The organism is Brevibacterium aurantiacum (assembly GCF_003932995.1).
Taxonomy (GTDB): domain Bacteria; phylum Actinomycetota; class Actinomycetes; order Actinomycetales; family Brevibacteriaceae; genus Brevibacterium; species Brevibacterium aurantiacum.
In genome coordinates this window covers 2549993-2574244 of the sequence record NZ_CP025333.1, presented here as the reverse complement: position 1 = coordinate 2574244, position 24252 = coordinate 2549993, and the positions used below count along the sequence as shown (strand labels likewise).

Here is a 24252-nt window from a genome sequence, read left to right as displayed (position 1 = left end):
GGCTCTTCAGTTTGTGCGACAGCTATCGATGGTCAGCCTTATGCGGACTGCTGGAATCGTCCAAGAGGCTTGGCGTGTATGTCTGGAGAACCTCATCTGCGCGGATCCCACGATGGTTCTTCACGTTTTTGGAGGTGAAGTCCCTGGTGGGAATGCCACCACTCTATGGGACTCACCCATCTGCAATTCGGTTACCGGGCCAGTGAGAACGGTACAAAGGTGTTAATACTATCGGAAACTCGGCCTGACCGTCTGATTCGTTGCAGGTCAGAGCGCGTACTTTTCGCCTGAGCAGGAACGCAGTGGACCATAGAGCAGCAAATGATTGCGGGCGGCTGGCACCGCTGCCCCTCGGAGACGAGCCTTCAGCCTTTCTCCGCCCTATTTGTCACACTCAGTCGGCTGTGGGTCATCTCCTGCGGTCTGAAGCGTCGAATCGCTGGTCAGAGTTGCCGCCATCGATTTCTTCGGCATAGGCAAGTGGGTTTCAGCGAAGAATGAGTGTGCCTCGAACTGTTCCTTGAGCTTCTCAATTGACTTCTTCTCCAATTGACGGATGCGCTCACGTGTCACCGCGAACCGATTGCCAATGGCATCTAGGGTTTGAGGTGGCTCGCCATTCCACCCGAATCGACGACGAATGATCTCAGCTTCACGAGCAGGCAGACTGTCGACTACGGAGTTGACAGTCTCCAGCAGTTCCACATCGACGATCTTTGTCTCAGGGTCGTCAGTGAATACGTCTGGATCGGCAATGCGGTCGTCGAACGACATCAGGCTCTCGGCATAGTGTCCGTCCCATTGGAGATCGAGGTAACCCTCCAGGGAGGCCGGCTGCATCCGGAGTGCCTGCTCGACTTTCGAATGATCATGGTCGCAAGCGGCACGGGACTCATCATCCCTCATGCAATTCCAGAATTCTGAGACCTTCTCGAAGAGATGGATTGGGAGGCGAATTGTATTGGCAGCGTCCCCGATCCCGCGGTCAATTCCTTGACGAATCCACCAAGTAGCGTAGGTGGAGAACTTGTTACCCTTGGTGTAGTCGAATTTCTGGACCGCTCGGACAAGACCTAGGTTGCCTTCTTGGATGAGATCAAGGAACGCAAGTTTGCTGCGGTTGTATTTTTTGGCAATCGACACGACCAACCTCAGATTGGACGTCACCATCTCGTCATACGCGGCGGCTCCGTCGGCTTCAACCCACTCGAGTGACCTGCGTTCACGCCGGGTCTGATACTGCCCAAGGCTGAGCACGTGTGTCGCATACATGCCGGCTTCGATGCGTTTTGCGACTGCGACTTCTTCGGCGGCACTGAGCAGCGGGTATTGGCCGATCTGCTTGAGGTAGACACCGACGAGGTCATCAGTATCTGTGACACTGCGCAGAAGTTCCTGAGGTTCGTCGTCCGCTTCCTTGACGAGGACGATCTTCTTCGATGTGGGCTGCTCATCTCCGCCGCTCTGATCGGGGAGGTCTTCGGCGAGCAGAGGTGGTGGAACGAAATGCTCGACCGTCGTACCGACGGGCAGGGTCGGCTCTGACGCAGAGCTGCTACCGGGAGCTTCCGGCGGCGCAATTGGTGCTTCAGGCACCGGCCCCCTCAGGAATTTCCGCAGCTCGCGTATCTGCGTTTCGGTGAAATCAGCAATCCGTCGGGCGGAAGGGACAACTGGTCCGAACTGTTGATCGCGATTTTGAGTCTCGTCTTCAATCGTGTTGATCGCATACAGAACGACAAATCGTCCGTGTCGTCCGTCGTTCTTGCGTCGGATAATACGCCCGAGACGCTGAATGGTCTGGCGAGGCTGCTTGCTGCCGGAGAGCACAACTGCGAGATCCGAATCGGGGACATCGATGCCCTCGTCAAGGATGCGAGGAGCACACAGAACCTTCGCGAAACCATTGGCGAACTGCTGCATGGCTCCGCGACGTTCGTGCGGCTTCGACGCCGACGACACAGCCTTGGTCTCAATTCCCGCTCGCTGAAGCAGAAGCGCAGCTTGACTCGATGAATCGACTGTCTGCGAGAAGATGAGACTTCCCTTGGACTCGGCTATCACAGGCGCGATTCCCTCGAGGATCTTCATCTTGTTCTTCGCGTTGGTGAGCACCTGTTGTCGCTTCACGACCGCGTCCAGATACTTCCGGGCCATGAACACAATCGGAGAAGGATCATTCTTCTTCTTGGCGAAAGTTTGGATGGCGACCATAAATTGATCGAACGAAGCCTCCTGAAGATTCAGCTTGTTCTTCAAGGACATGCCGAGTTTGCTGATCGCTGAGCTGGCGACCTGATATTCGCCGCGCTCCGAGTCGGTCAAGCCGATCCCGACAAACGCAATGTCGAATTCGGCGATCACGCCGTCGCGCAGGGCACGCTCATACCACATCTGAAAGACGACGCCACCGAAATAGGGATCGAGAACGGCTGTATTCGCTTTGTCCGGCCTCTGATAGGTCGCGGTCAGACCGAGACGGTAGCGGAAGTCGGATCGCAGAGCCTTCGAAAAGGACTTCGCCGCGTACCGGTGGCACTCGTCTGCAATGAGCAGACCATCCGAATGCTCTTTCAGCAGCTCCGCCCGAGTCGCCGAATTGATGATGGCCACGAGAATGTCGCAAGCGCCGAGGGAATCTCGCCGCCCGTTCCCGAGCGTACCGACATCTGCCTGGGGCAGGGTCTCCATTAGGCGGCGTTGCCATTGTGACTGCAATTCCGCGGTCGGGACCAGAACAAGCACTTTGATGCCCTGGCGGAATGCCTCAAAGGCCGCGGTGATGCCGATCATCGTCTTGCCGGCCCCGGTCACGGCTTCGACGACACCTCGGCATTCTGACTGATGCCATGTGTCGAGGGCTTCCGCCTGCCAGGTCCACAGATGGGGGTTGACTTCGCTGCTGGGCCGGGACGACACGATTCTGACGAAGTGTTCCTCGGTCCGAGGTGCTCGTACGACTGCATCGACTGGTCCCGCCACTGAAGCTCCTATTCGATCAGCGGCCACGGCGGCGCTCGGGTCATCGGAAATGCGCGCAGGGCTGATCAACGTACGGACAGGGACCGGGTGAACAGAACGAGAAGTCATCGTTGTCTCCTTTGTGAAGTGCTTGAAACAACAGTAGACGTAGGTACTGACATAGGGTTTCCGGCTGCGACGTCTCGGCACGTGTAGGCGCCCATTTGCTCCAATTCGGCTGCTAATCGCAGCAGCCGGATCCGTTTCCGCTTGCTTCTGAGGAAGTCTCGAACAATTCGACTAGGCCCTGCTCACTCACGCGGATAGACAGTGCCGGCAGGTCGTCGGGGTGGGCTGTCTGCTGAGCTCGACAGTCGTTATTGCGAATACGCTATAGTGTTGCTATGTCGAGAGCCAGTGCGATGATCCGTCGGGCCCGGGAATACGCGGGTCTGACCCAATCTGTGCTGGCGGAAAGATCAGGGGTCGCGCAAAGCGTCATCAGCTCGTACGAAAAAGGGCGACGTGAGCCATCAGTCTCAGCATTGGACGTCCTGCTGACGGCGGCGGGATTCCGTCTCGTGGTTGAATCCGAACCGGATTCACTGCACGAGGTTCGAACCCACTCCGCTGAGCTCATCGCGAAGCTCGCCGAACTTGGAGGCCACAATATCTCCGTGTTCGGCAGCGTTGCTCGTGGCGATGATCGACCCGACAGCGACGTGGATCTGCTCGTTGACATCGACGATTCAGTCGGCCTATCCAAGTTGATGAAGATGCGATCTGTCGCGGAGCGCATCCTGGGGAGAGAAGTCGACCTCATTCCCCGGAACGGGCTCAAAGCTTCGGTTTCAGCGACGGCGCTGCTCGACGAGGTTCCGCTGTGACAAGTGACCCGAATCTGCGGCTGCTCGACATGCTTTCCGCATGTGAGGCCATCACAAGCTATCTGCAACGTGCTGGTTCTGACGATGACATGCTGTTTGACGCGATGAGAGTTCGGCTGATCGAAATCGGTGAAGCAGCGAAAGATGTGCCTCAGTCTGTGTTCGCCAGCGAGCCTTCGATTCCGTGATCTGAAATCATCCGGATCGCGATTCGCTCGCGCATCGATACTTCGACACATCAAGGACGATCGTCTGGGTGACAGCCCGAGACGACATCCCCGAATTGGAAGCAACAGTCCGCAGGATCGTCGCTAGCCACGGTCGGTCCTGAAGTCGGTGCCGGACAGCTAGAGCATTCGGAGAGTGAACTGGCTGGATATGGCGTCGATCGCTCACGCGGTGGGCTGACGACGAAGATGCACCGTGCCGTCGACGGAAATGGCCGCCCTCTGGCAGCTGTCGTGATCAGGGCGATTTGGACCTGGCAATGGCGATGAACGAGACATGCCGTAGGCGAATCACATGGCCAGACGCAAACGTGACGAACTTGATCGACTGAATGCAACAACCTAAAGATGTGGCGAACTGAGAGTCATCATTCTGGGCGGTCCGAACTCGGTGGTGACAGGTCGATTCTCAAGTTGGACGCATGAGGGCCCAGGAACCGGATGAGCTCCTCTTGGCGGGGTTGTCCTAGGACGAACCGGTATGCGCCGACAGTCCGCACGAGGGAGCGGTAGTGACGGCTTTCTCGGCTCAGAGGCATCGCCGGCACATACCGCTCGATTTTCGCTGCACCGTTCTTCACCCAATAGGGGTCGAGGAGGGAATCGCCCTCAGGTCTCCAAGCCTCGGCAGCCTGAAACATTCGTTCCCACGGGTCCCCGGCCGGTTCTCCGACCGCGTGCTCCGAGTATTCGTCGGCAACGTTCTTCCGAACCGCATGGCCCTTATACCTATGGACGCGACCTTCCCGTTGTTCAAGATCCACAGGGTTAGACGGAAGGTTCCAATGAACGACAGCGTGACTGTACGTATGGAAGTCGAGGCCCTCCTGGCCGACAGAAGTGCTTGCGAGGACAAAAGGCCAGAACGGAGAGTTGAAGCTCTCTCTCACTGTGGCTTCACGTTCCGACGCACCTTCGTTTGATTGAACGCGGCCGAAGCGTGCCGCGATATGCGAATTCACCTGTCGCGTTTCGACGGTCGCACGTCCATGCTGGACACGGATGTCGTGGACGCCGTTCGGCGCGGTCCGAATGGACGCGGCAAGTTGAATCTGGTTCGCCAGTCTGTGTGCTTGCTCGGTGGTGGAGACGCCTGTCAGTTCTGCGCTTAGCGTGTGACTGTATTCGTCCAGAACAGCCTGAAGGTTACCGTCGAAACAATACCGAAGGACCTGCCTCCAATATGAATCAGCGTCATTGCTCGAGTCATTTGTGGCGCCACGAACGACAGCCATCAAGGTCGGTCGATTGAAGAGGTTGCGCAAGCCAAGTGCTGCGTGCAGAGCGTGCTGCCGCACCTCTGCGTTGTACAGCGCATCGGTGTCCTCGGATATGCGTGTCATTGCACGCAGCGCGCAGATTCCGGGAGCCGCGGCAGCGACCACTGTGAGCACGGTGGCCAGGTCCTCTGGCGGCGGGCCCATCTCCTCCAACAGCGGGTCGAGAGCCCATCGTGCATGATCAGACAGTCGGCCTCCACCGTCGCCCTCTGACCACGCATCATGGGGAATCTGTGCGGCCCACCCCTCACGGAGTGCAGCAGCGCGATCAAGAAGAAAGGGCGCGACACCGTACCAGCGACGGCGAAGTCCTTCTGCTCCCTTTTGAGGATGAATATCAGCGTCATTCAGCATCGCTGTTATCCGGGTTTCCACGTGTTGTCCGTAAGCTTCCAGATCCAACGGCAGTCCCTGCCCAATTTCTTGCGCCACTGCAAGTGGGTCGCCTACTCGGGCAAGGGCGGGCGAAGGGTAGAGCACACTAAGGTTAGGCAGATTTCGAGGAAGATCTCGCTCCGTATCCCACCCGAACCTCAGAGGCGGGGATGCTGTTCGGTCATCGTACGCTCGTCCCTTCTGTGACTCAGAAGGTGATGAAGCAACGGCGAGTCTCTCCATCTCGTAACTTACAAGCGACGCGATTGTCTTTGGAACTACATTCCATGCGGAGAAGATCAGCTTCTTGGTGAAGCGCTGGGCTTCAGCGCCCGAATACGCCCCACCTGGTTCGAAGTACGGCAGTGAAGGGCTGATCCATGCCAGCTTCCATGCTCCACTGGATGTGAGATCAGTGATCAGCGCACGCAGTTTCGGATTGGCGGGTTCGACTCGTTTGTAGTGGCGGATCGATGTCCATGGCAGTAGCGAATCCCTATGACTTCGAAGAGTGTTGAGCAGTTCTTCGTCTTCAGCTTCCAGCTTGCTGAGGAACTTCTCCTGTGTTTTGTATCCCGTCGTGTCCATCATGTTGTGCGTATAAGGGCCCGATCTCCAATATTCAAACGCTCCACCCGTTCCTATTGCACGAGAGATGTCGTCGAGGGCCCGCCATCCTTTGACATCTGAAGGAGTGAGAACGAGGTCGCCGAACACTTTTTCTTCAAGCATCCCGTCCGTGTCGGCAGTGGCGGCAAGGCGCTCTGTTCTGGACATGACTGAACGCAGAGCCTGTTCCGCATCACTTCGAGCACGTTCTGCTCGTTCCACCCCATCGTCACTGTTTAGCAGGATACCCTTCCTCATCAGGCTCAAGGACCGAGCGATCTCCTGCGCTTTCTCCCGTCCGGCCAAGAAGGAAACGGTGTCAATGAAGTCCCGGTAGTGATCGTCGCCATCAGCTTCATCGGGCAGTGTGTACATCTTGTACGGGGTCGCCGAAAGGACCAGGGTCTTGGCTCCTTCGCCGTTGATCACACGCTGTGCCAGCTTCTGGGCCTGAGGAAGGACAACAGAATCGTCGTCCGCGAACAGGTCTTTGAAGCGTTGGAACTCGTCCATAATCACCAGATCAGGCTGAAGTCGCTCAAGAGCCGCACTCGCCATGGCAACGCGCATGCGAGCGATGAACGGATACCGAGAACGACGCAGCTCTTCCGTCCGATGCGGAGTGCGCGCCCATCTCGATTGATGATCGAACAGCTCCTCAAGGAAAGACTGCCCTTCAGATCCTTGCTCATCTTCGAGGTGCGTGCGAAACGAAGCGAGAATGTCAGCTGGCACCGGTTCTTGCCTCTGTGCCCACGAGAGCTCGTCGTCGAAATTTTCGACAGCTGCCCTTCCCGCGAGGTATGACGACCATGATCTCCGTGAGAACTCCCTTTCAGGAAACGCGCCGGTGAGCATTTGGTGAAGGAGGACTCGCTCGGGCACTGTTCCGGCGCCAGTTCCGAAGTTCAGTGATGTTCCCGGTGTGAATGCGATGACCTGCACCCGCTGTTCACGGGCGCTCCCCATAGTTCGCGGAAGCATGGTGAGCCGGTCGGCATTCGTCTGCACGTCGCCGTCAGTGAGCTGAGCCAGTCGCACAAGATTTTGGCGTGCGATTTGCTGATTCGAGCAGATGTAGACGATCGTGATCGGTTTGCCAGTGCGTTCTGAGTCTTCCCAGAGATGGTCGATAGCGCGCGCGGCGACACCTTTCGCGACCATCGTCTTTCCAAGGCCGACCTCGTCCGCGACAAGGAATCTGTTTACTGCATCGTCGTCACTCCACAGGCGCGCATATACGTGTTCAACCGTTGCGCGTTGGAACGGTTTCAGTCCCGCGAGGATTGATTCGACGTCAGGACGCTCTTCACTCATGACAAGCCTTCCGGGGAAACTGCCTCGAGTACGACGTCCCACATTGTGAGGAAGTCAGACGGAATCCGTTCCTCTGCGTCTGGCATGCTTCGCAGTTCATCGATCTGGTTCGCGATCTTTGCGAGTTCGCGGGGCTGCCGAGTCGCATGCATGAGCGGTTCGAACAGCACGACGGCCGGGAGCCCGCCATCGGGCGGTGAGTTCCAGTCCAGAATCATCGACGTGGAAGAATCGGCCTCACCCCGCACTTCTGATGCCACGGTGTGTGTGGTGGGGTCGAGCCCCAACAGCAGCGCGAGATATCTCAATACGCTGGCGGGGTTAGAGAGGATCGCTGCTAATGCAGCCTTACGCCGGTCGACGGCATCACCTGTCAACTCACAGGTAATCACGCACCGACGGGTGACAGTTCCTGAACTGTACGCAGCAGTCGTCTCGACTGCAAGGAACGCTGTGATGCTGACCGGGGCGACGACCCATGGACGATCGGTTCGCAAATCTCGTATATCCGTATCGACGGTATAGAGCCACACCTGAGTCGTCTCGGAGAGATCGTCGGCCGGTGGTTCCAACACCAGTTCGGCAGACACCGATTCCTCGTCGACGATCGATAAGTGCAGTACAGGCTTGCTGCGGGCGAGTTGCCGGTGGAAGTTCTCTATCCGGTAGCGTACGCCGCGCTCAGCGTCAGTTTCGGGTTCCCAACGTTCAGGTGTGTATGGCTCGATGATGGAGGACAGTCCCACCTCTCCGTCGCCAGCGCTCAATACTTCGTCGACTCCGGTCATACTCGTGGGACCGTGTAGAACAACGTTGAACTCCACATTCCGCGTCCAGGCAGATTGAGTGAAGTTCGCACTCCCGGTCACTGTCAAGGATTCGCCATCATGCCGGTCAATGATTGCAGTCTTCGCGTGAAGCCCGGTCTCAAAACCCCGTGTCGGAGCTCGTCGCTCGTCATCTGTATCGGGTTCCGCCTCGTCGTCGGGGTGATCAGCTGCTGCGTGCAAGACGAAAGTGTCCCAGGATGCCAAACCTTTCCGTCCTAGTTCGTTCATGGAATCCGCTCGAGAGATCAACATTGCGTCGGGGGCAGCGGCACGCGCGACTTCCAGCTGCGTGGCGGCAAGGAACGGGCTGATGATGAGGGTCCGCGCCGCAGACTGAGGGAAGGACCATGATGCTTCGCCCACGCCCATCGGGACAAGTTCTCCCAGGGTAAATGGTGGCGGCGCAGTCAGCCGAACAGTGGATAGCGATGTCGCAAGGTCTTCAACCTCGTTTCTGCGCTTGCGAGAGATGGGTCTGGTGCTCAAGTCTGGAAGGGCTCTGATGAATTCTGCAGCTGGGATCGCGTTGATCTCACCATCCGAAGCCTCTTCCAGAACCAGGACTGTGTCCCATGAGGAGTCCTGTGTAAGGTTTCGACTTGTCACAATGACCCGATGATGGACCTCGTTGTCATCGTTCGCGAACCGGACGGCCCACATTTTGGGGTGGAAACTCCCTTCCTGGTCTGGAGGTTCGACTTCTAGGACGCTGTCCTCAAGAAATGCAAAGATCCTGCTGTGGGATTTCGGAATGTGAATTCCACCGGCTTGGACGAACACCGTCGTGCGGTCAACGTGGCGTTGTACCGCGTCCAGAGTCGCGATCGGATTGTTCGCTGCCGCGGTTCCGACGTCATCAGCACTTGCCATGGCGAACGACATCGGTGCGACGAGGATCGACTCCAGGGTCAATGAATAGGTCGTAGTCACTGCATAGTCGATCTCGAATCCAGGCGGTGGACGCAATGCGTCGGTCAGGAGCACCTGGTCGTCGGGGTTGAGCATCAGTCGGTGGTCCTCACGTCATAGAGATCCTGCAGATGCCGGGCCACGTAGTTCCATCGGAAGTTATTGCGGCCTGTTCCAGCCGCTCCCGACCACGCATCAAGTGCTCGCCGATTGCCAGGCGCGAGGCGGGCTCGTGCCCCTTTCTTCTCGCGCTCACGGGAAATGATCCGCTGGATGACCTCAGCTGATTCGATGAGTTGGTCTGCGTTGGCCGCAGCGTTGACCGACGCGATCCATTCGCGCACGAACACTGTGGTGGAACGGGACAGCGCCCGACCGGTCGCACTCACCATCAGCCATATCTGGTTCTGATCTTCAGCAGTGGGAGTGCCTTCCCGCTGCGTCTCGTCGAACCATTCGTGGATCCGGTCGATGTAGTGCTCTTCGTAGGTCATTTCATCGTCGATGTGGCGGCCTGTCCGGCGGGCAAGGATGAGATTGTAGACGAGGCTGGCCCCGTGGACGGCGATAGCGTACTTATTCGCCCGAGTTACAAGGCCCTGCAGAGCCTGCGGAAGGTCGGCCACGATCTCAGGGGACGCGAAAGTCGCGGGCGCACTCTCGAAGTCAACCCATGAAGCCGGCTGGTTCTCGACCAGGTGTGCCAGGAGAGAACCCGGGGCATAATGAGTAATCGCCTCCCGCAGGAACTGCTCATCCTCCGGTCGCAAAGCGAATTCAGCAGCATTCAGTAAGTCGGTTGGCGCTGCGGGGAGCCTTTCGTGCAACCCCGTCGGGGTGAGTTCAAGTGCCACTTCGGGATCGTCCGCGCGAGGAAGCACGCGCTTCTGCTCTCGCCGCAGCACGCAGCGTTCGAAATACTCCCGCACGGTGAAACCGCGCTCGAAGACGCCCCAGGTCGAGAGCAGTCCCCAGTAGACAGTCGAGGCCGTGCGTTTAAGGTCCGCACCGGCCATGCGCCCAATCACTCCCGCGGACTCCCCTCCGTTGAGAAGCGACTGTGTCAGTTGGAACTCACTGCGTGTGAAGGCACCGGACATTTCCGAGACTGTCGCGTTGCGATCGCTCGCGAGCTGCAACGTCCATGGGACAAAAAGTGCGTATCGAATGCGAGTGTGCAATGTCGACGTTCCAGGGAAGAGCGTGTCAGAGAACGCATCACGAATCCCGCCAAGCCCCAGGTCATCGATCGTCGTCGAATCACGAAACTGGTCCACGACTTCCATCATGCGACGGCGTTGCTCCGCATCCGTCGCTACCCATCCGAACACTGAAGTCATAGACACATCCTTCTTTATGGCACGGCTCAGGCGCGAATTGCCGTGCCGCCGATCAGCCTTCATCAGCCTTTCCCTTCATCCACAGAATCACATCGCGCGCGAAGCGTGGAGAGCTCTTGGTAATCTGCAACATCCTGAACCGCCTGTGCCCGTTCTTCTGTTGGAGGCCAGAGAGAACTGCCCATAGGCGGACAGCAGAAATGCCCGTTCCAGATCATGAGCATCGCCCCAGTGGTGGTCACGATTTCTGCCTATTCGCCCATGTAGAACCTTCGTCAAGTGGGGCAGCCCCGAACCACTCAGGGATGATGACAATGTCGAATCGAACAACATCCACCCCGAAAGGGTTCGGGGCTGCGCATCACGTCTGACTGAGAAAATATGGAATTTGAGAGCGTCATCGAGATCCGCTGAGTTCTCGGCTCTGATGCTCAAAGCGAACATTGCGAACGGGTGCCGAGCGTGCCCGGCTCTATTAGTCCAGTGCTCGTGCCGAGGGGCGAAGATCCTCAGTCAACCAGTTCGCGTCCTGACGCTGCCCTCCACGCAATGTGGTCAAGAGCGCGAGGATCGACGTTCATTGTCTTCGCCGTTTCGGTGATGAGTTCGACCGCCCGTGGGCCGTCCAGATCCGCTTCTTCACCGAGTGCGTCAGCGAGGAATCGGAGAATCATACGGTCGGGTTTGACGGAAGGCATTCCTGCCAGGATGAGCAGATAGTTATAGGTCACGCCGGAACTCTGACTCGGCAATCGCTTCCACCCGCGAAGAACCTCGTTGTCGAGAGGTTTGTCCTTCACGTGGGCGACCAGATCAGGAACAGTGTCGATTCCGAGCTCCTCCATGAGAGCGACAGCCTGTTCGATAATCTCGGCCTTCAACGGAGCTCCTGGCCGGGTGTGAGCAGGCTTGAGGTTGTTGGCAATCGACGTCGCCCACTCGCGTGCTCCTCCAGCGTTTTGGATCGAGCGAGCGAGTTCTTGCGCTCCGTCCTGCGCACCACCTGACGCTTTGTAGCGTTCGATCACATTGACCACCGACGAGTAGTGAGAGCCCGTGGAGTAGATCGAATCGATGATGCACAACGCCAGGCTGTTCGGATAGCCCTCCGGAGTTGTCCATAGATTCGAATCACCGAGGTGGGTCTCGCAGTACTCGACCAGGGTTTTGATCTCGGTTTCGGTGACAGTCATGTTTCAATCCGTTCACTGGGGAAACTGGTTGTCGCTAACACTACATCTGACCTCTGACACTAGGCTGCCGGCGCCGAATCAGCGTGTGTGCTGCGCCTATCTACTCGCGCGACAACTCCGTTTGGCGAAACCCCGCCGCCCTACTACTGTCGTCATCAGGTGGTCAGGGAGGAGCAAGGATGCACATCAAGTTCGGGTGGGCCCTCGACCGAGCCCCGTGGCAGTCTCACCGCGACACTCGTAGCTCCCACACCACCAACACGAATCCCACCGGCACGACGGTCGTCACAGGTCCGCTCGGCCTTCTCGGCATCCTGCAGACCCGGCTGGGGACTACGCGTCCGAGCGTCAACCGTCCGATCCGCATTGCCCAGTACCGATCGCTCATGTCCGAGGCCGATCACCTTTGGTATCAACGTTCCTTCGCCGACGATCCGTGGAATACCGCCCACCATCTCCTACGACTTCGCGATGATGCCGTCGAGGCAGGCTGGCAGCCTGCCACAGACGAGGAGACCTACACCGAACACCCACGACTCGACGCTCTGGCTGCGGTGGAACAGTTGGTGCGCCTCGGGCCAGCCCATGACCCGAGCGCGAATCTCACACCCGGCAGGGCTGACGACCTGTGCGAAGTTCTCACCTTCCTCCGCCAACATGGCTCGAGCTGGCCGCTGGGCATCGACACGATCGAGTTGCAGGACCGAGCGACTGATCTTCCGAACACGTGGCAGACCATCCTCGAGGTCCTGGATGCCGCAGGCGTCACCATCACCGAGGCGACCGTGAAATCCGGAGTACCCGAGCTGACCATCGTCCGCGGACCAGATGAATGGTCGACCGCCGAGGCCGCCGCGCGCTGGCTGTCCAACACCACTGACCGCGCCAAACTCTGCATCATCGCCGGAGACTCCACCAACATCCTCGACCACGAGCTCTCCCGCCGAGGCACCCCGACACTCGGCATTCCCCGCACCTCGGCAATGAGCCCGGCCGGTCAGGTCCTGCCGGTCTTCCTCAGCGCCATCCTGCCACCAACAGACATCCGGCACGTGGCGGAGTTCCTCGACCTCTCCTTCGGTACCCCTGACGCGGAATCACCAGCGAAGGCTCTCATTCCCCGCTCAGTATCCTCCGCGCTCCTGACCGCGCTGACGAAGGAACCAGGAATCTCCGGCGACCCAGACTCCGCCTGGATGACAGCCCTGCGCGACCTCCAGGACCGCGCCGACACGGCACCTGAGACCAGAGCAAAGGCAGCAGAAACCGCACACACCATCGACAGACTCATCCGCCTGACACCACCGGTCATCGACAACGACCTCGTCCTTCTCACAACACTCCACCCAGCGTTGAATTGGCTGGCAGATCGTCTGCGCGCACTCTCACACAACCCCGACGACGCGACGCCAGACAGCACCAGGACCAAAGCCTTCATCGCCGAAGCGGCCGGTCACGTCGACTCTTTCCGTGAAGCGCTGGACCACCTGCCTGCAGAGGAACTTCGTGTCCGTGAGCTCTTCGACATCGCCGATGTCTGCGCCCCCACAGCACCACACATTACTGCAGAGGCGATCGCGGCGAAGTGGACAGTGGTCTCCGATCCGGCGGAAGTTCCAGAAGATTGCGACACGATCCTCTGGTGGTCCTCTCACCGCAACGAGGGCGATGGAAATGAAGTGTGGGACCCCGAGGAGGCCAACGCTCTATCCCTCGCCGGCGCTCAGATCTCGACCGCGACCGAGAGGGAGCGCCTGCACCAAGCCGCTGCGCTGCGTGGCATTCGCACGGCCGCCACGGTGATCTGCTTCTGCCCCGATCGCATTCGCGGCCAGGAGACGTCACTCCATCCCTCCCTCTCCCGTTTGGCCGAAGACATCGCCGTCACCTATCCCGGACGATTCACCACAACAGGCGTTGATGCAGTTCTCGATGACGCCTCAATCACCCGTCCGGTTTCCACACTGCACGAAACCGGAACCTGGAGACTGGGTGAGGTCTCTGCACCCCTCGACGAGGTGGCTGCACAGACCATCACCCCGCCGAGCACCGTTTCTCGTTCCCTGGACGGCGACTTCACCCACCTCCTTCCCGAAAGGCTGTCGTTCACCCAGATCGAACAGCTGCTGAGTGACCCATTGGGTTGGACGCTGGAGCGAGCCCTCGGTATCAAACGCGGTTTCTCTTTCGACGTTCCGACCGGCAATCGCATGATCGGCACGTTCGTCCACGCAATCGTCGAGGAACTCGTCGGCAGGGGAGCGCCGACGGATGGAGCAGTCCCGTCACCCCAGGTGATTGCAGAAACCTTCGACCGGTTCGTCCCGCGGTTCGCCTCCGAGCTGCTCCTTCCGGGGCAGAAGGCTCGGCTCGGGACGATCCGCTCCAAAGTGCTTGCCTCGCTGGCATCCCTGTTCACCACTGTGCAGGAATGCGGTATCACCCTCACCCGCGCCGAGGCGGCCTTCACTCACGCTTGGGAGCTCACTGTCAGTGGCGGGCCTTGGACCGTGGCGTTGGGTGGAATGCGCGACTTGGAAGGGGCAATCGACGCTGGCCGCCCCGTGATCATCGATCTCAAATGGGCGAATTCGGGCAAGCGCTACCGCACCATGGTTGATGACGGCGAAGCCGTGCAGCTGAGCGTCTACTCCCACACGGCCGAAGGCAGTGGCGACGGAAATCCGCTGACCGCCTACTTCCTGCTCAAGCAGGGTCGTTTCGTCTCCACCGACTCCGCTCTTGACCCGGACTTCACCGGCGGATCAGGCGAGACGGATGATAGCGGGGCCAACCTCGGCGGGGATCCGACTGGTCTGTGGCCGCGTATCGAGGCGTCCGTCGAAGACGCCCTGACGAAGATCGCCACCGGACGCTTCGAATCGTTGAGTGCCGATGCCTACGCCGACTTCGGCATCAGACCGGGGGAGAAGAACACGGAGCTGAACAAAGCGATCAAGTCGATCAAAGACGAGATCACCGAAGAGGGCCGACTCTTCATCGACAAACCGCAGACATTCAGTGCCTTCAACCTCATCTACGGCATCGCTGGAGACCCCTCATGAGCGTCCACGTCATCACCGCTTCGGCCGGTTCGGGAAAAACCTATAAACTCACCGAGGTTCTCTCTGCGCGGTTGACGGACAAACCAGCCGATGGCAGTGCCCCATTGCGGGCCAGCGAAGTCATCGCAACCACCTTCACGGTTCGTGCCGCAACGGATCTGGTTGAGAAGACACAGAAGCGACTCCTCGACGACTCGAACACCACCGCGGCTGAGGAGATCGGCACGGCACTCATCGGGACGATCAACTCGGTCTCCGGCAGGCTCGTCACCGACTACGCGATCGATGCCGGGTATTCTCCCGAGCTGCGTGTACTCGATGAGACCGAGCAGGCTATGGTCTTCACCGCGGCCGTCGATGACGTCATCGCCGGCGCCGATTCGGCCCACCGGGATCTTCTTCTCCGCACCGGGCACAATGGCAGCCCAGGTGAGGCCAGCCAGTGGGGTCACGGACCCGTCGTGTGGTCCGATCTCGTCAAGTCCGTGGCCGAAGCCGCGCGGGCGAACCACCTCGGCGAGGCGGAGCTGCGTGAATCGGCGGAAGCCTCGGCAGGACTCTTCCTCTCGGCGCTGCCTAAGAGACGAACCGATGGTCGCCAAACCTGGCGAGACTGCCTGGCCAGCGATATCGACGAACTCCGTGCGGCGCTGCGCATCGCCCAAGGCGAAGAGTCTGACCCGATAGTGGAGCCACGGGTGACGGTGGCCAAGGGAAGCATCGGCAACGTCGAAGGCAGCATCATCACCCTTGACCGATTCCTCCGCGACCTCGACGCCCACGCCGAGGCTGACGATCCCTTCGCTCGGATTCCCTGGTCGACATGGGCCAAAGTCGCCGAGATGAAATACCCGCAGGCTCCGGGAGGAAAGACCCTTGGCAAGGTGCCCAAGCAGGTCCTCGAAACTTCGAGTGCGTCACTCGTCTCCGGTGAGCTGTTGGCCAACGAAGCCTTCCACGCAGATGTCGAGGCACTCATTCGCCTTGTCATCGACACTGCGATCGCTTCACTGAGCGCATATGAGGAGCACAAGAATCGTATGGGCGTCATGGACTTCGTCGACCAGGAGGTCCGTGCCCTCGACCTGTTGCGGACGAACGATCGGGTTCGGCGTTCCGTCGCCTCCCGGTTCCGGCTGCTGGCGGTCGACGAGTTCCAGGACTCCTCGCCGATCCAGCTGGCGATCTTCATGGAACTGGCCGAACTCGTCGACGAAGTCGTCTGGGTCGGAGATCGCAAACAGGCGATCTATGGGTTCCGTGGAGCGGACCCGGAGCTGATGAACGACGTCTTCTCCGCCCTCATCGACGGAGAGACCGAGCTTGGGACGGCAACGACGGAGAACCTCGACGCCTCATGGCGATCGACCGATCCGTCACTGGAACTGTCGAACGCGATCTTCAGTTCCGTCTTCGCCGAACAGCCCGAGGGTGAAGTCGTCCTCAACATTCCGCCCCAGCGCCAGGCCCACCGAGCAATCGGCGGACGTGAACTCTGGGTGCCGAATACGGACAAGGGCGGGGCCACACGCTCGAACAGCAGAATGGTGCAGGCTATCGCCGAGGGTGTCGCCTACTTCCTCTCCCGCTCACCACAATTGCCAGGCCGTGACGTCGGCGTCGGTGACATCGCTGTCCTCGTGCGCACGAACACTCAGGTCGGCAGAGTCGTCAACGAACTCCACATGCGAGGAATCCCCGCCGTCGGTTCGACCATCGATCTGCTCGCGACTAGGGAAGGCCAGCTCGTTGCCGCCGGCCTGGCCGCCGTCGTCGATCCTGAGGACGGTGTTGCGCTCGCCGAACTCGTCACGCTGCTGGAAGATCACGAAAGCCACGACACGTGGTTCGACGATGCCGTGCACATCGCCGACAAGCAGCAGCGCCGGGCTCAACCGTCGACCTGGTGGGCCGATCTCGCGCCCGCCGCACTGGCAGAGTTGGCGACTCATGCTTCTCGGTACACATCGGTCGAGCTGTTGCTCGCCGTCGTCGACGCCCTTGACCTGCCACAGCGGATCAAGGCGTGGTCGACCCCGGAGACGAGGCTTGCCACCCTCGACGCTCTTAGCCAGATCGCTGCGGAATACGAGGACGCCTCTCACCAAACACGGATGCCGGTGACACCGGCGGGCCTGCTCGAACACCTCGATGAGGCTGCACGCGCATACGAGCAGACAACAGCTCATGATGCCGTGCTCGTGACGACGATGCACCAGTCGAAGGGCCTGCAGTGGCCGGTCGTCATCGTGGGAGTCTCTGCTGCCAAGGACTACGGCCACCGCGAGGTCACTGTGGAAAAGGCCCCGGTCTTTGACGCCAGGCATCCCCTCGCGAACCGATCCCTGCGGCTGTTGCCGAGGATCCTCAGCAGTTACGGGCCGTTGAAGGAACGGCTGGGACAGACCGGAACGGTACGTCGCAGTACCGAATCTGAACGCAATGAGGCAGCACGCCTGCTCTACGTCGCCCTGACCCGAGCGGAATGTCACAGCATCATGGCCTTCGGTGATCCCACCGGTCAGAACAATGTGCTTAGCACAGCCGTCGATGAGGAGTTGTTGACCTGGGATCTGCCGGAAATCGGCGATGATTCAACTCCTGCCGTCGATGAAGCAGGGGAGCTGCGGATCTCGAACCGTCGTGTGAGAGAAAGCGGAAGCGCGTCGGCCCAGACTGGTTTGCCGATCCGAATCTGTGCGTATCCGCTATCTTCCGAGGCTCCACAAGAGACGGTGCCACCACCGCAGTCCTTCTACTCTCATACCGATGTCCCAGTGCGCCGGCTCGCACAGGAGGTTATCGGTCCTCCTTCCCACTTCACTGCCAGCAGCGTCGGTTCCGAGGGTATCGACGCCGAGGTGAGTTTCCTCGCGAATCTGGGGGAGCCGCTCGTCGACAAGGGCGGGAAAGACTGGGATCGCATCGGCGATGCGGTGCATGCCTATCTTGGGCTGCCGTTGGCATCCTTGTCAGAGGCGACAGTGAGCGAGGCCGCTGAACGAATCCTCGACCGGTGGAATGCCGGCACAGTGCTCTCGGCAGACGTGCTGGCCGAGATCGGCCGCCGCTGGACCGCGTGGATCGAGGCAACGTTCCCCGGCGCCGAGGTGCTCACGGAGCAGCCGATCGCCTGGCGTAACGAGAATGACCAGGCCATGGAAGGATGGATTGACGTTCTGCTGAAGCTTCCGAACGGCGATCACATCCTCGTCGACCATAAGACCTATCCCGGCACCGACCCGATCGGCCATATCCGCGAGAACTACCTCGGGCAGTTGGCGACATATTCGTATTCGCTGGAAAGAGCGACTAACCGCCGGGCGCCTCGGCTAATCGTTCACCTACCGTTGGTGGGAACGATCGCGGAGGTGAAGGTAACTGGGCTGTCGTCTTGGATTTGAATCGAGTCAGAATAGTCTGGAGAACATGATGCGCTAGGGCACGTCTCCTTTATCGACGGAGCCACGTCAGGATTGCGCTGATCACGACTGCCGCCCGGTAGATGATGGCGATCTTGTCGTATCTCGTCGCTAATCCACGCCATTGTTTGACGTAAGAAAACGAGCGCTCCGCAACGTTGCGGTTCCGATAGGCGCTGGCGTCGAATGCTGGCGGTCGTCCACCGTTGCTGCCGTGTTTCTTACGAGACGCGATCTGATCCTTCTTCTTCGGGATCACCGCCCGAATGCCACGCGACCGCAAGTATTCGCGATTGGCATTGGGCCCATAAGCCCGATCGCCAAAACGGCGGCAGGACAGGTACGCGGGCGGCCGCCGCCGGCCCGCGGTACTCGAATGTCAGCCAGGACTTGCGGCAGGATGACTCCGTCATGGCGCTGTCCACCGGTGACCACCACTGCCAGGGGGCAGCCGCAGCTGTCGACAGCGTGGTGAATCTTCGTTGTCAGACCAACACGTGAGCGTCCGATGCCGTATCCGGCCGGTTCACACTCCGAATCGGGCAGATTCTTGTAATTTGACGTAGTCCCCTGTGTCTTGATCGGGGCGTGTCGTGTTAGTTGCGTGCTGGTGGGCGCGGTTGATAGTGCCGTCGACGGAGAGGTTCCAATCGAGGTCACCGGCAGCATCGGCATCAGAGCGCCCGGGCCAGCACACGGTCCCAAGTGCTGTCAGCGGCGTAGCGGCGGTGACGTTTCCACGCCGTCTGTCAGGGGCCGAAGTGTTCACGGGGCAGGTCACGCCAGGCGATTCCAGCCCGGTAGCGGTAGACGATTCTTTCGACGATTCGACGGTTGTTCTCAAACGGTCGGGCTCTCTTGCCCTTGTTCGAGGGCAACAGCGGTTCGATCCTCGCCCACTGCTCATCAGTGAAAACTCGGTGTCGTTGCTTTGCAGTCACGTCTCCACCGTGACAGTCCTGGAATGGTCAATAAAGGAGACACGCCCTAGCTGCGATCGTCGACCTGTACCCAAGGCGATTCCGAAGCATAGGGGGCGAGGAACGAACCGAGCATGCCTCCGAGGGCGGAGAAGTAGAGCCGTGTATCGCGGATTCGCCGGCACTATCGGCATCCTCACAATCTGTCCGCCAGCGGTGAGCCGAAAGGGCAGGCATCACGCATCCAAATTTCAATGTCTCCTGCGATCTCTACGTCGATCATGTTCTTCAACAGCCCACTCACCTAGGGTCAGATGCCGTAGTGAATGACGCTAGGGTGTCGCTCTGGATTGGTGCGACCAATTCTCGCGATGATACGAACGTAGCGCACCACGTGCTCTTCGGCCACGCTGCCAATTGCACCTAACAACATTTGCACAATCGGAGGAAGAGATCACGAGAGACAGCAGGCAAAGCTGCCTCTACCACAGTTATAAAGTGAGAGAACTAGGAGCGACCAGCAGAACTTGCGCAGATATCAAGCAAGCTAGGACGTCTTACACGACTGCGGACAAATTCCATCTGTCTCAGAGTAGGCTGATCAATAGGTCAGAGATCGCAACCGATAGCCGAGGAAGGCGATGATGCCTCAGATGCCTGCACCGCGAACCTGGAGTGGAAGCTTCGAAAACCACCTAGTGCAATGGCCCGTTGGCCACGGAGGGTTCTTCACCCAGGACATCGAGTTCACTGCGTATCCACTCAGCAACCTGAATTCAAAAGTACATGCGGGATCACTCAATATCATTTACGATTGCGGATCCTGGACGAGAAAGAAGCCTCGAAAAGAGATAGTCCAGGCGATCGACGATTATGTCAGCGGTTTTACTGGCGCAGATATCGACCTTCTTGTCATTTCACATTTCGATCAAGATCACATCAATGGACTTACCCACCTTGCCAGCGCCCTTCGGCAAAGGGGCATCCAAGTCAAACGAGTGTGGGCGCCGCTCCTGACACCGCTGGAGCGGTTGGAGCTTATCGTAATTGTCGAGAATGACGAAGGACAACCTTCGGATGCAGATCGTCGCATGATTCTTGACCCCGAGGACGAGATCTCGGAGCTCTTTCCTGACGCAGAGACTCAACTTCTCGAACCGAACACAGGAGAAGCTCCGCCTACACCACCAGCCCCAATCGCTGTGGACGACGGTGAAGGTGGCAACCAGTCTGTCGCCAAAGTCGATGGACCAAGAAAACAGTCGATTTTTGTTCAGTCCAACACCATAAATAGTCCGGAGATACTCTGGGAAGTGTGCCCGTTCGTTACAGCCTCAACATTGAACTCCTCGGTACAAGTCGAAACTGCCGTGCGCGCTGTTCTTCATAAGAGCCCGCGAGATTGTACGATCTATGACCTCAAGAAAATTGCCAGTGACACTGTGCTTTTGGACGACTTTCGCAAGGCCGTACTAATCGAGCACAAAAAGAACGGCCTCCCTTCGTCCCGCGGTCTCGGTGGAGGAACAGGTCATAACCTCTCCAGCGTGTGTGTATACTCTGGCCCGGTTGCGCCGTACTCATGGAATCGCAATCGGGGGTGGGGGTTGAAGAACCCACTGGCCCCACTTCAGACTCCTTGGCCTCCGCCCATTGCACCCTCCTGGCTGGGAACAGGTGACGCGGTCTTCGCCCGGTCGTTTCAAGTAGACGAGATGAAGGCTGTGCTGGGTGCCGGAAGGATTGATCGCGTAGGGGTGATGTCTGCTCCGCATCACGGATCAACGGGTGATTGCTGCGCTGCCTTGTGGAATGGCTTTGCAAACCTTGAAATCGTCACCCTTGAAGGAGACCACAAGATGGGAACGGCGAAAGGTCGACGTGGTCATCCTCATGCACAAGTCCTCGCAGATCTCACCTCGAATAATCTTCCCTACCGCGTGGTGACGCGAGATCCTGTGGACAAATTCGAGCTAACGGATAAACGTCACCGTTGATCAAATCAGGCACAGCGGCTCGAGGCGAAGTGCAGGTGGCGCGAAAGAGGCCACTGCAGACCTGATCCACTTCTGCCTTGCTCAGGTCTCTCGCGATGGTCGGGTTGTCTAGCCCTGGTTTCCATAAAGGCTCTCGACTATCTATTGAGTAGCGGATGCACTCACACCGCGTGCTACCAAATGCGTAGCTCGAGTAATGATTCGATTGCTCAATTCTTCACTCCCCGCGTCAGAAAACGTCTGTGTTGCAGAGGACACTATCGCTCGGCCAAGATTGCAAAGCGTCCGGTAAAGGGCAAATGTCGTCGCCGTGTCGGGCTCGCTCACCGATGATTAGTCTCCAGGTTGAAATCCGCAAGGCCGGCACACTAGCAATCGCCATGTCGTATTCAGGTTTTCTAGGACATGTTTCCTTTATTTACGGAGCTAGGTCAGGACGGCGCTGAAGACGACTGCAGCACGATGGACAATCGCGAACTTGTCGTAGCGAGTCGCTATTTCCTTCCGCTGCTACCTACAAGCGAACGGCCGTTCGAGGACGTTCCGGTTCTTGTACCCGTTGGAGTCGAACGCCGGTGGACGCCCACCACGTTGCCCCGCTACTTGCGAGCCATGACTTGGGCCTTCTTCTTTGGATGACCCCAGTGACCCCGCGGGAACGCAGGTCATCAGGAATGTCTCTGAATCCATAGGCTCGGTCGGAAGGTGTCGAGTCCGAACGAGTGTACGCACGGCCAGCATCGATTAACTCAGCAATCAGAATCGTGGTGAGGTTGGAAGTCGATCATCGGGGACCAACTCACCGCGAAGCGTGACCATGGCAGCGAAGCAGCAGCCAAGGAACAGCACACCGCCTAGGGCCACTGGCAGTGCCAGATCGACTGTGCCCAGGACTCCTCCGAGTGCGGACCCGATAGCTAAGCCCAGCAGTCCAAGAACTCGGGCTGCAGCGCTGACACGTCCGAGCAAGTTGTCCGGGACGAGTCTTTGCCGCAGCGAGAGCGAACAGATGTTCCAGACGACTGCATGCAGAATATACAGTGCCAAAAGGACACCGGCGATGATCGGGTTTGTTGTGAAGGCAAGACCGCCGAGAGTCACCGCTCCGAGTGCGAGACTGGCTGCGATCGTCGACCTGTACCCAAAGCGATTTCGAAGCCGAGGGGCGAGGAACGAACCGAGCAGTCCTCCGAGGGCGGAGAAGGCGAGCAATAGTCCGTAGCCGCTGCCGTTCAGGCCAAGATTGTCCTGAGCAAATAGCACAAGGATCGAGAATGGCAACATGTAGCCGACGCTCGCGAGTGCTCCGATGAGCGCCAGGCTGCCGACGACTCGGTGGTGTTTGAGCCAGACGATGCCCTCGCATGCCTCAGCCAAGACCGATTGTCGAGAAGCGATTACGACGTCAGTCGAGTCTTCTTTACGGCGGATCGGCAGAGCGAGAGCGACGACTCCGGCGAGGGCCCAAAGCCCGCCCATTGCGAAGACGGGTATTGACGCCGCTAGTGCGAATAGCATTCCTCCCAGGGGCGGACCGGCGAACTCATCGGCGATCAGCTGTGCCGCAGAAATCCGCGCATTCGCAGAATCCAAGCGGTCCTTCTTGACGAGCGAAGGGAGAACGGCGACGGCCGCATTGTCGGCCAGACTCTCGAATGTCGCGACAATGGCCATCGTTGAGTAAAGAAGCACCAGTGAAGAGAGCCCGAACTGGATGGTCAGCGCAAGGCCTACTAATGCGATGCCGCGCAGAATATTCGCCGCGACGAGCAGCGTGCGCCTATCGAATCGGTCGACCCAGACACCTATCGGCAGAGTAACTAAGAGCCGCACAAGCGCATATAGAGTAGCCATACCGGCGACGAGGCGGGGGTCATCGGTCATTGACGCAGCCAGCAGTGGCATTGATACAAAGGCAAGACCATCGGCCAAATTTGACAGCGCGTTCGCACTCCAGAGCACGAAGAAACCTCGACCGAGTGACATTCAAACAGCCTATCTGCTGTCAAAACCTCAGGTGAGAACCTCGCTCAGCAATCAGCCGCGCATTCGGGTCTGATTCAGAAAACACTCACGCACCACCGGCCGGATCAGAAATCGTTGGCGCTGAGCCAGCTCTGCTCCTACCCCTGCCGATACCCCAGCTTCACCGAGATCTCCCGAGCCGCAGACTTCATCACCGGCACCAGCGCCTGCATCCGTTCCTTCGGCATATAGGGTCGCGTGGCCGACAGTGAGATGCCGGCGACAATGTCCCCGCTGCCGTCCCGGATAGGAGCCGCCACACACCGGATCCCCGGTTCGTTCTCCTCGAGGTCGAGAGATGCCCCATCGCGTGTGTACCCGTGCATTCGTTCGACGAATGCCTCCACCGCCGAGGCGTCTGCCCCCGGATTCTCGGCTGTGAACATTCGTTCCCACCGGTCTTCTTGCCCCAGCAGCAGCGCCTTCCCGACACCGGTACGCGTCATCGGCATGCGGTGACCGATCCGAGAGCGCATCTCAGCACCGCGCGTCCCGGGGATCTTATGGAGATAGAGCACCGACTCGCCATCCTCGACGGAGAGATGAATCGTGTCCTGTGTCCGGGCCGCGAGAGCCTCGAGACTCTCCCGAGCGACGACAGGCAATGGATCCTGATTGAGCGCGGTGAAGCCGAACTCGATGAGAGTGGGTCCGAGACGAAACTCTCCCGGTGAACCATGCCTCAGATAGCCCATGTGCACCAGCAGCTGAATCATCCTGTGCGTACTTGATCGACCGATTCCAGTGGCGTCGACGACGGACTTCAACGTGGTTGATCCATGAGCGACTGCGCTGACGATCTGCAGTCCTCTGGCCAATGTCTGAGTGCCCTGGGGAATCGCATCGCTGACAACGGTTCCAGAATCTTCGATCATCGCCCCAGTATGTCACCTAT

General features: G+C 59.0%; 13 protein-coding genes and 1 pseudogene. 6 read left to right on the top strand and 8 right to left on the bottom strand.

The features are described 5' to 3' along the window. Positions 1-381: 381 nt before the first annotated feature. Positions 382-3090, bottom strand: a complete 2709-nt coding sequence (locus CXR25_RS11810) for a sigma-70 family RNA polymerase sigma factor (protein WP_096177815.1) — start codon at positions 3088-3090, stop codon at positions 382-384. Positions 3091-3365: 275 nt separating this feature from the next. Between CXR25_RS11810 and CXR25_RS11805 the strand changes: the two genes are divergently transcribed. The 3 genes from CXR25_RS11805 to CXR25_RS19390 are packed head-to-tail and all read left to right on the top strand — an operon-like array spanning position 3366 to position 4179. Beyond that, complete coding sequence (locus tag CXR25_RS11805) at positions 3366-3848, top strand: XRE family transcriptional regulator (RefSeq protein WP_096177814.1); 483 nt, start codon at positions 3366-3368, stop codon at positions 3846-3848. Further along, positions 3845-4036, top strand: coding sequence for a HepT-like ribonuclease domain-containing protein (locus CXR25_RS18820; RefSeq protein ID WP_205677262.1), 192 nt, complete (start codon positions 3845-3847; stop codon positions 4034-4036). The genes CXR25_RS11805 and CXR25_RS18820 overlap by 4 nt, the downstream gene beginning before the upstream one ends. Before the next feature lie 59 nt (positions 4037-4095). Continuing rightward, entirely contained in the window at positions 4096-4179 is an 84-nt protein-coding gene (locus tag CXR25_RS19390; RefSeq protein ID WP_371860678.1) for a hypothetical protein, read from the top strand. Positions 4180-4443: 264 nt separating this feature from the next. On the opposite strand, the gene CXR25_RS11790 is transcribed toward CXR25_RS19390, so the two are convergent. The 4 genes from CXR25_RS11790 to CXR25_RS11775 all read right to left on the bottom strand — a co-directional run bounded on the left by CXR25_RS11790 (position 4444) and on the right by CXR25_RS11775 (position 11928). Next, the gene (locus tag CXR25_RS11790; RefSeq protein WP_125240581.1) at positions 4444-7656 is read right to left on the bottom strand and encodes a helicase-related protein; all 3213 of its coding nucleotides are present in this window, start codon (positions 7654-7656) and stop codon (positions 4444-4446) included. After that, entirely contained in the window at positions 7653-9491 is a 1839-nt protein-coding gene (locus CXR25_RS11785; protein WP_096177812.1) for a phospholipase D family protein, read from the bottom strand. The genes CXR25_RS11790 and CXR25_RS11785 overlap by 4 nt, the downstream gene beginning before the upstream one ends. Then, positions 9491-10798, bottom strand: coding sequence for a DUF6361 family protein (locus CXR25_RS11780; RefSeq protein WP_241212332.1), 1308 nt, complete (start codon positions 10796-10798; stop codon positions 9491-9493). The genes CXR25_RS11785 and CXR25_RS11780 overlap by 1 nt, the downstream gene beginning before the upstream one ends. A 446-nt stretch (positions 10799-11244) precedes the next feature. Further along, a complete protein-coding gene (locus CXR25_RS11775; protein WP_096177810.1) occupies positions 11245-11928 on the bottom strand; it encodes a hypothetical protein in 684 nt (227 codons plus the stop codon). Between the two features lie 179 nt (positions 11929-12107). Here CXR25_RS11775 and CXR25_RS11770 point away from each other — a divergent pair, with 179 nt between their 5' ends. Both CXR25_RS11770 and CXR25_RS11765 read left to right on the top strand, forming a co-directional pair. Continuing rightward, positions 12108-14993: a PD-(D/E)XK nuclease family protein gene (locus CXR25_RS11770; protein ID WP_125240580.1), complete on the top strand. Its 2886-nt coding sequence runs from the start codon at positions 12108-12110 to the stop codon at positions 14991-14993. Continuing rightward, positions 14990-18397 carry a UvrD-helicase domain-containing protein gene (locus CXR25_RS11765; RefSeq protein ID WP_125240579.1) on the top strand — a complete coding sequence of 1136 codons (3408 nt, stop codon included), beginning with the start codon at positions 14990-14992 and terminating at the stop codon, positions 18395-18397. Before CXR25_RS11770 ends, CXR25_RS11765 begins: the two co-directional genes overlap by 4 nt. A 49-nt stretch (positions 18398-18446) precedes the next feature. Here CXR25_RS11765 and CXR25_RS11760 read toward each other — a convergent pair. Beyond that, positions 18447-19356 (bottom strand): annotated as a pseudogene (locus CXR25_RS11760) (IS5 family transposase). 620 nt (positions 19357-19976) lie between these two features. On the opposite strand from CXR25_RS11760, the gene CXR25_RS11755 reads away from it, so the two are divergent. Beyond that, positions 19977-21332, top strand: coding sequence for an MBL fold metallo-hydrolase (locus tag CXR25_RS11755; protein ID WP_114320092.1), 1356 nt, complete (start codon positions 19977-19979; stop codon positions 21330-21332). A gap of 756 nt (positions 21333-22088) precedes the next feature. Here the strand turns inward: CXR25_RS11755 and CXR25_RS11750 are convergent. After that, positions 22089-23318, bottom strand: coding sequence for an MFS transporter (locus CXR25_RS11750; RefSeq protein WP_125240578.1), 1230 nt, complete (start codon positions 23316-23318; stop codon positions 22089-22091). Between the two features lie 137 nt (positions 23319-23455). Next, the gene (locus tag CXR25_RS11745; RefSeq protein WP_125240577.1) at positions 23456-24232 is read right to left on the bottom strand and encodes an IclR family transcriptional regulator; all 777 of its coding nucleotides are present in this window, start codon (positions 24230-24232) and stop codon (positions 23456-23458) included. Between the last annotated feature and the right edge of the window lie 20 nt (positions 24233-24252).

What these genes read in the sequence shown, in the direction of transcription:
- CXR25_RS11810 (WP_096177815.1), bottom strand. Translation starts at nt 3,090, where the DNA reads ATGACTTCTCGTTCTGTTCACCCGGTCCCTGTCCGTACGTTGATCAGC.
- CXR25_RS11805 (WP_096177814.1), top strand. Translation starts at nt 3,366, where the DNA reads ATGTCGAGAGCCAGTGCGATGATCCGTCGGGCCCGGGAATACGCGGGT.
- CXR25_RS11790 (WP_125240581.1), bottom strand. Translation starts at nt 7,656, where the DNA reads ATGAGTGAAGAGCGTCCTGACGTCGAATCAATCCTCGCGGGACTGAAA.
- CXR25_RS11785 (WP_096177812.1), bottom strand. Translation starts at nt 9,491, where the DNA reads ATGCTCAACCCCGACGACCAGGTGCTCCTGACCGACGCATTGCGTCCA.
- CXR25_RS11780 (WP_241212332.1), bottom strand. Translation starts at nt 10,798, where the DNA reads ATGAAGGCTGATCGGCGGCACGGCAATTCGCGCCTGAGCCGTGCCATA.
- CXR25_RS11775 (WP_096177810.1), bottom strand. Translation starts at nt 11,928, where the DNA reads ATGACTGTCACCGAAACCGAGATCAAAACCCTGGTCGAGTACTGCGAG.
- CXR25_RS11770 (WP_125240580.1), top strand. Translation starts at nt 12,108, where the DNA reads ATGCACATCAAGTTCGGGTGGGCCCTCGACCGAGCCCCGTGGCAGTCT.
- CXR25_RS11765 (WP_125240579.1), top strand. Translation starts at nt 14,990, where the DNA reads ATGAGCGTCCACGTCATCACCGCTTCGGCCGGTTCGGGAAAAACCTAT.
- CXR25_RS11755 (WP_114320092.1), top strand. Translation starts at nt 19,977, where the DNA reads ATGATGCCTCAGATGCCTGCACCGCGAACCTGGAGTGGAAGCTTCGAA.
- CXR25_RS11750 (WP_125240578.1), bottom strand. Translation starts at nt 23,318, where the DNA reads ATGTCACTCGGTCGAGGTTTCTTCGTGCTCTGGAGTGCGAACGCGCTG.
- CXR25_RS11745 (WP_125240577.1), bottom strand. Translation starts at nt 24,232, where the DNA reads ATGATCGAAGATTCTGGAACCGTTGTCAGCGATGCGATTCCCCAGGGC.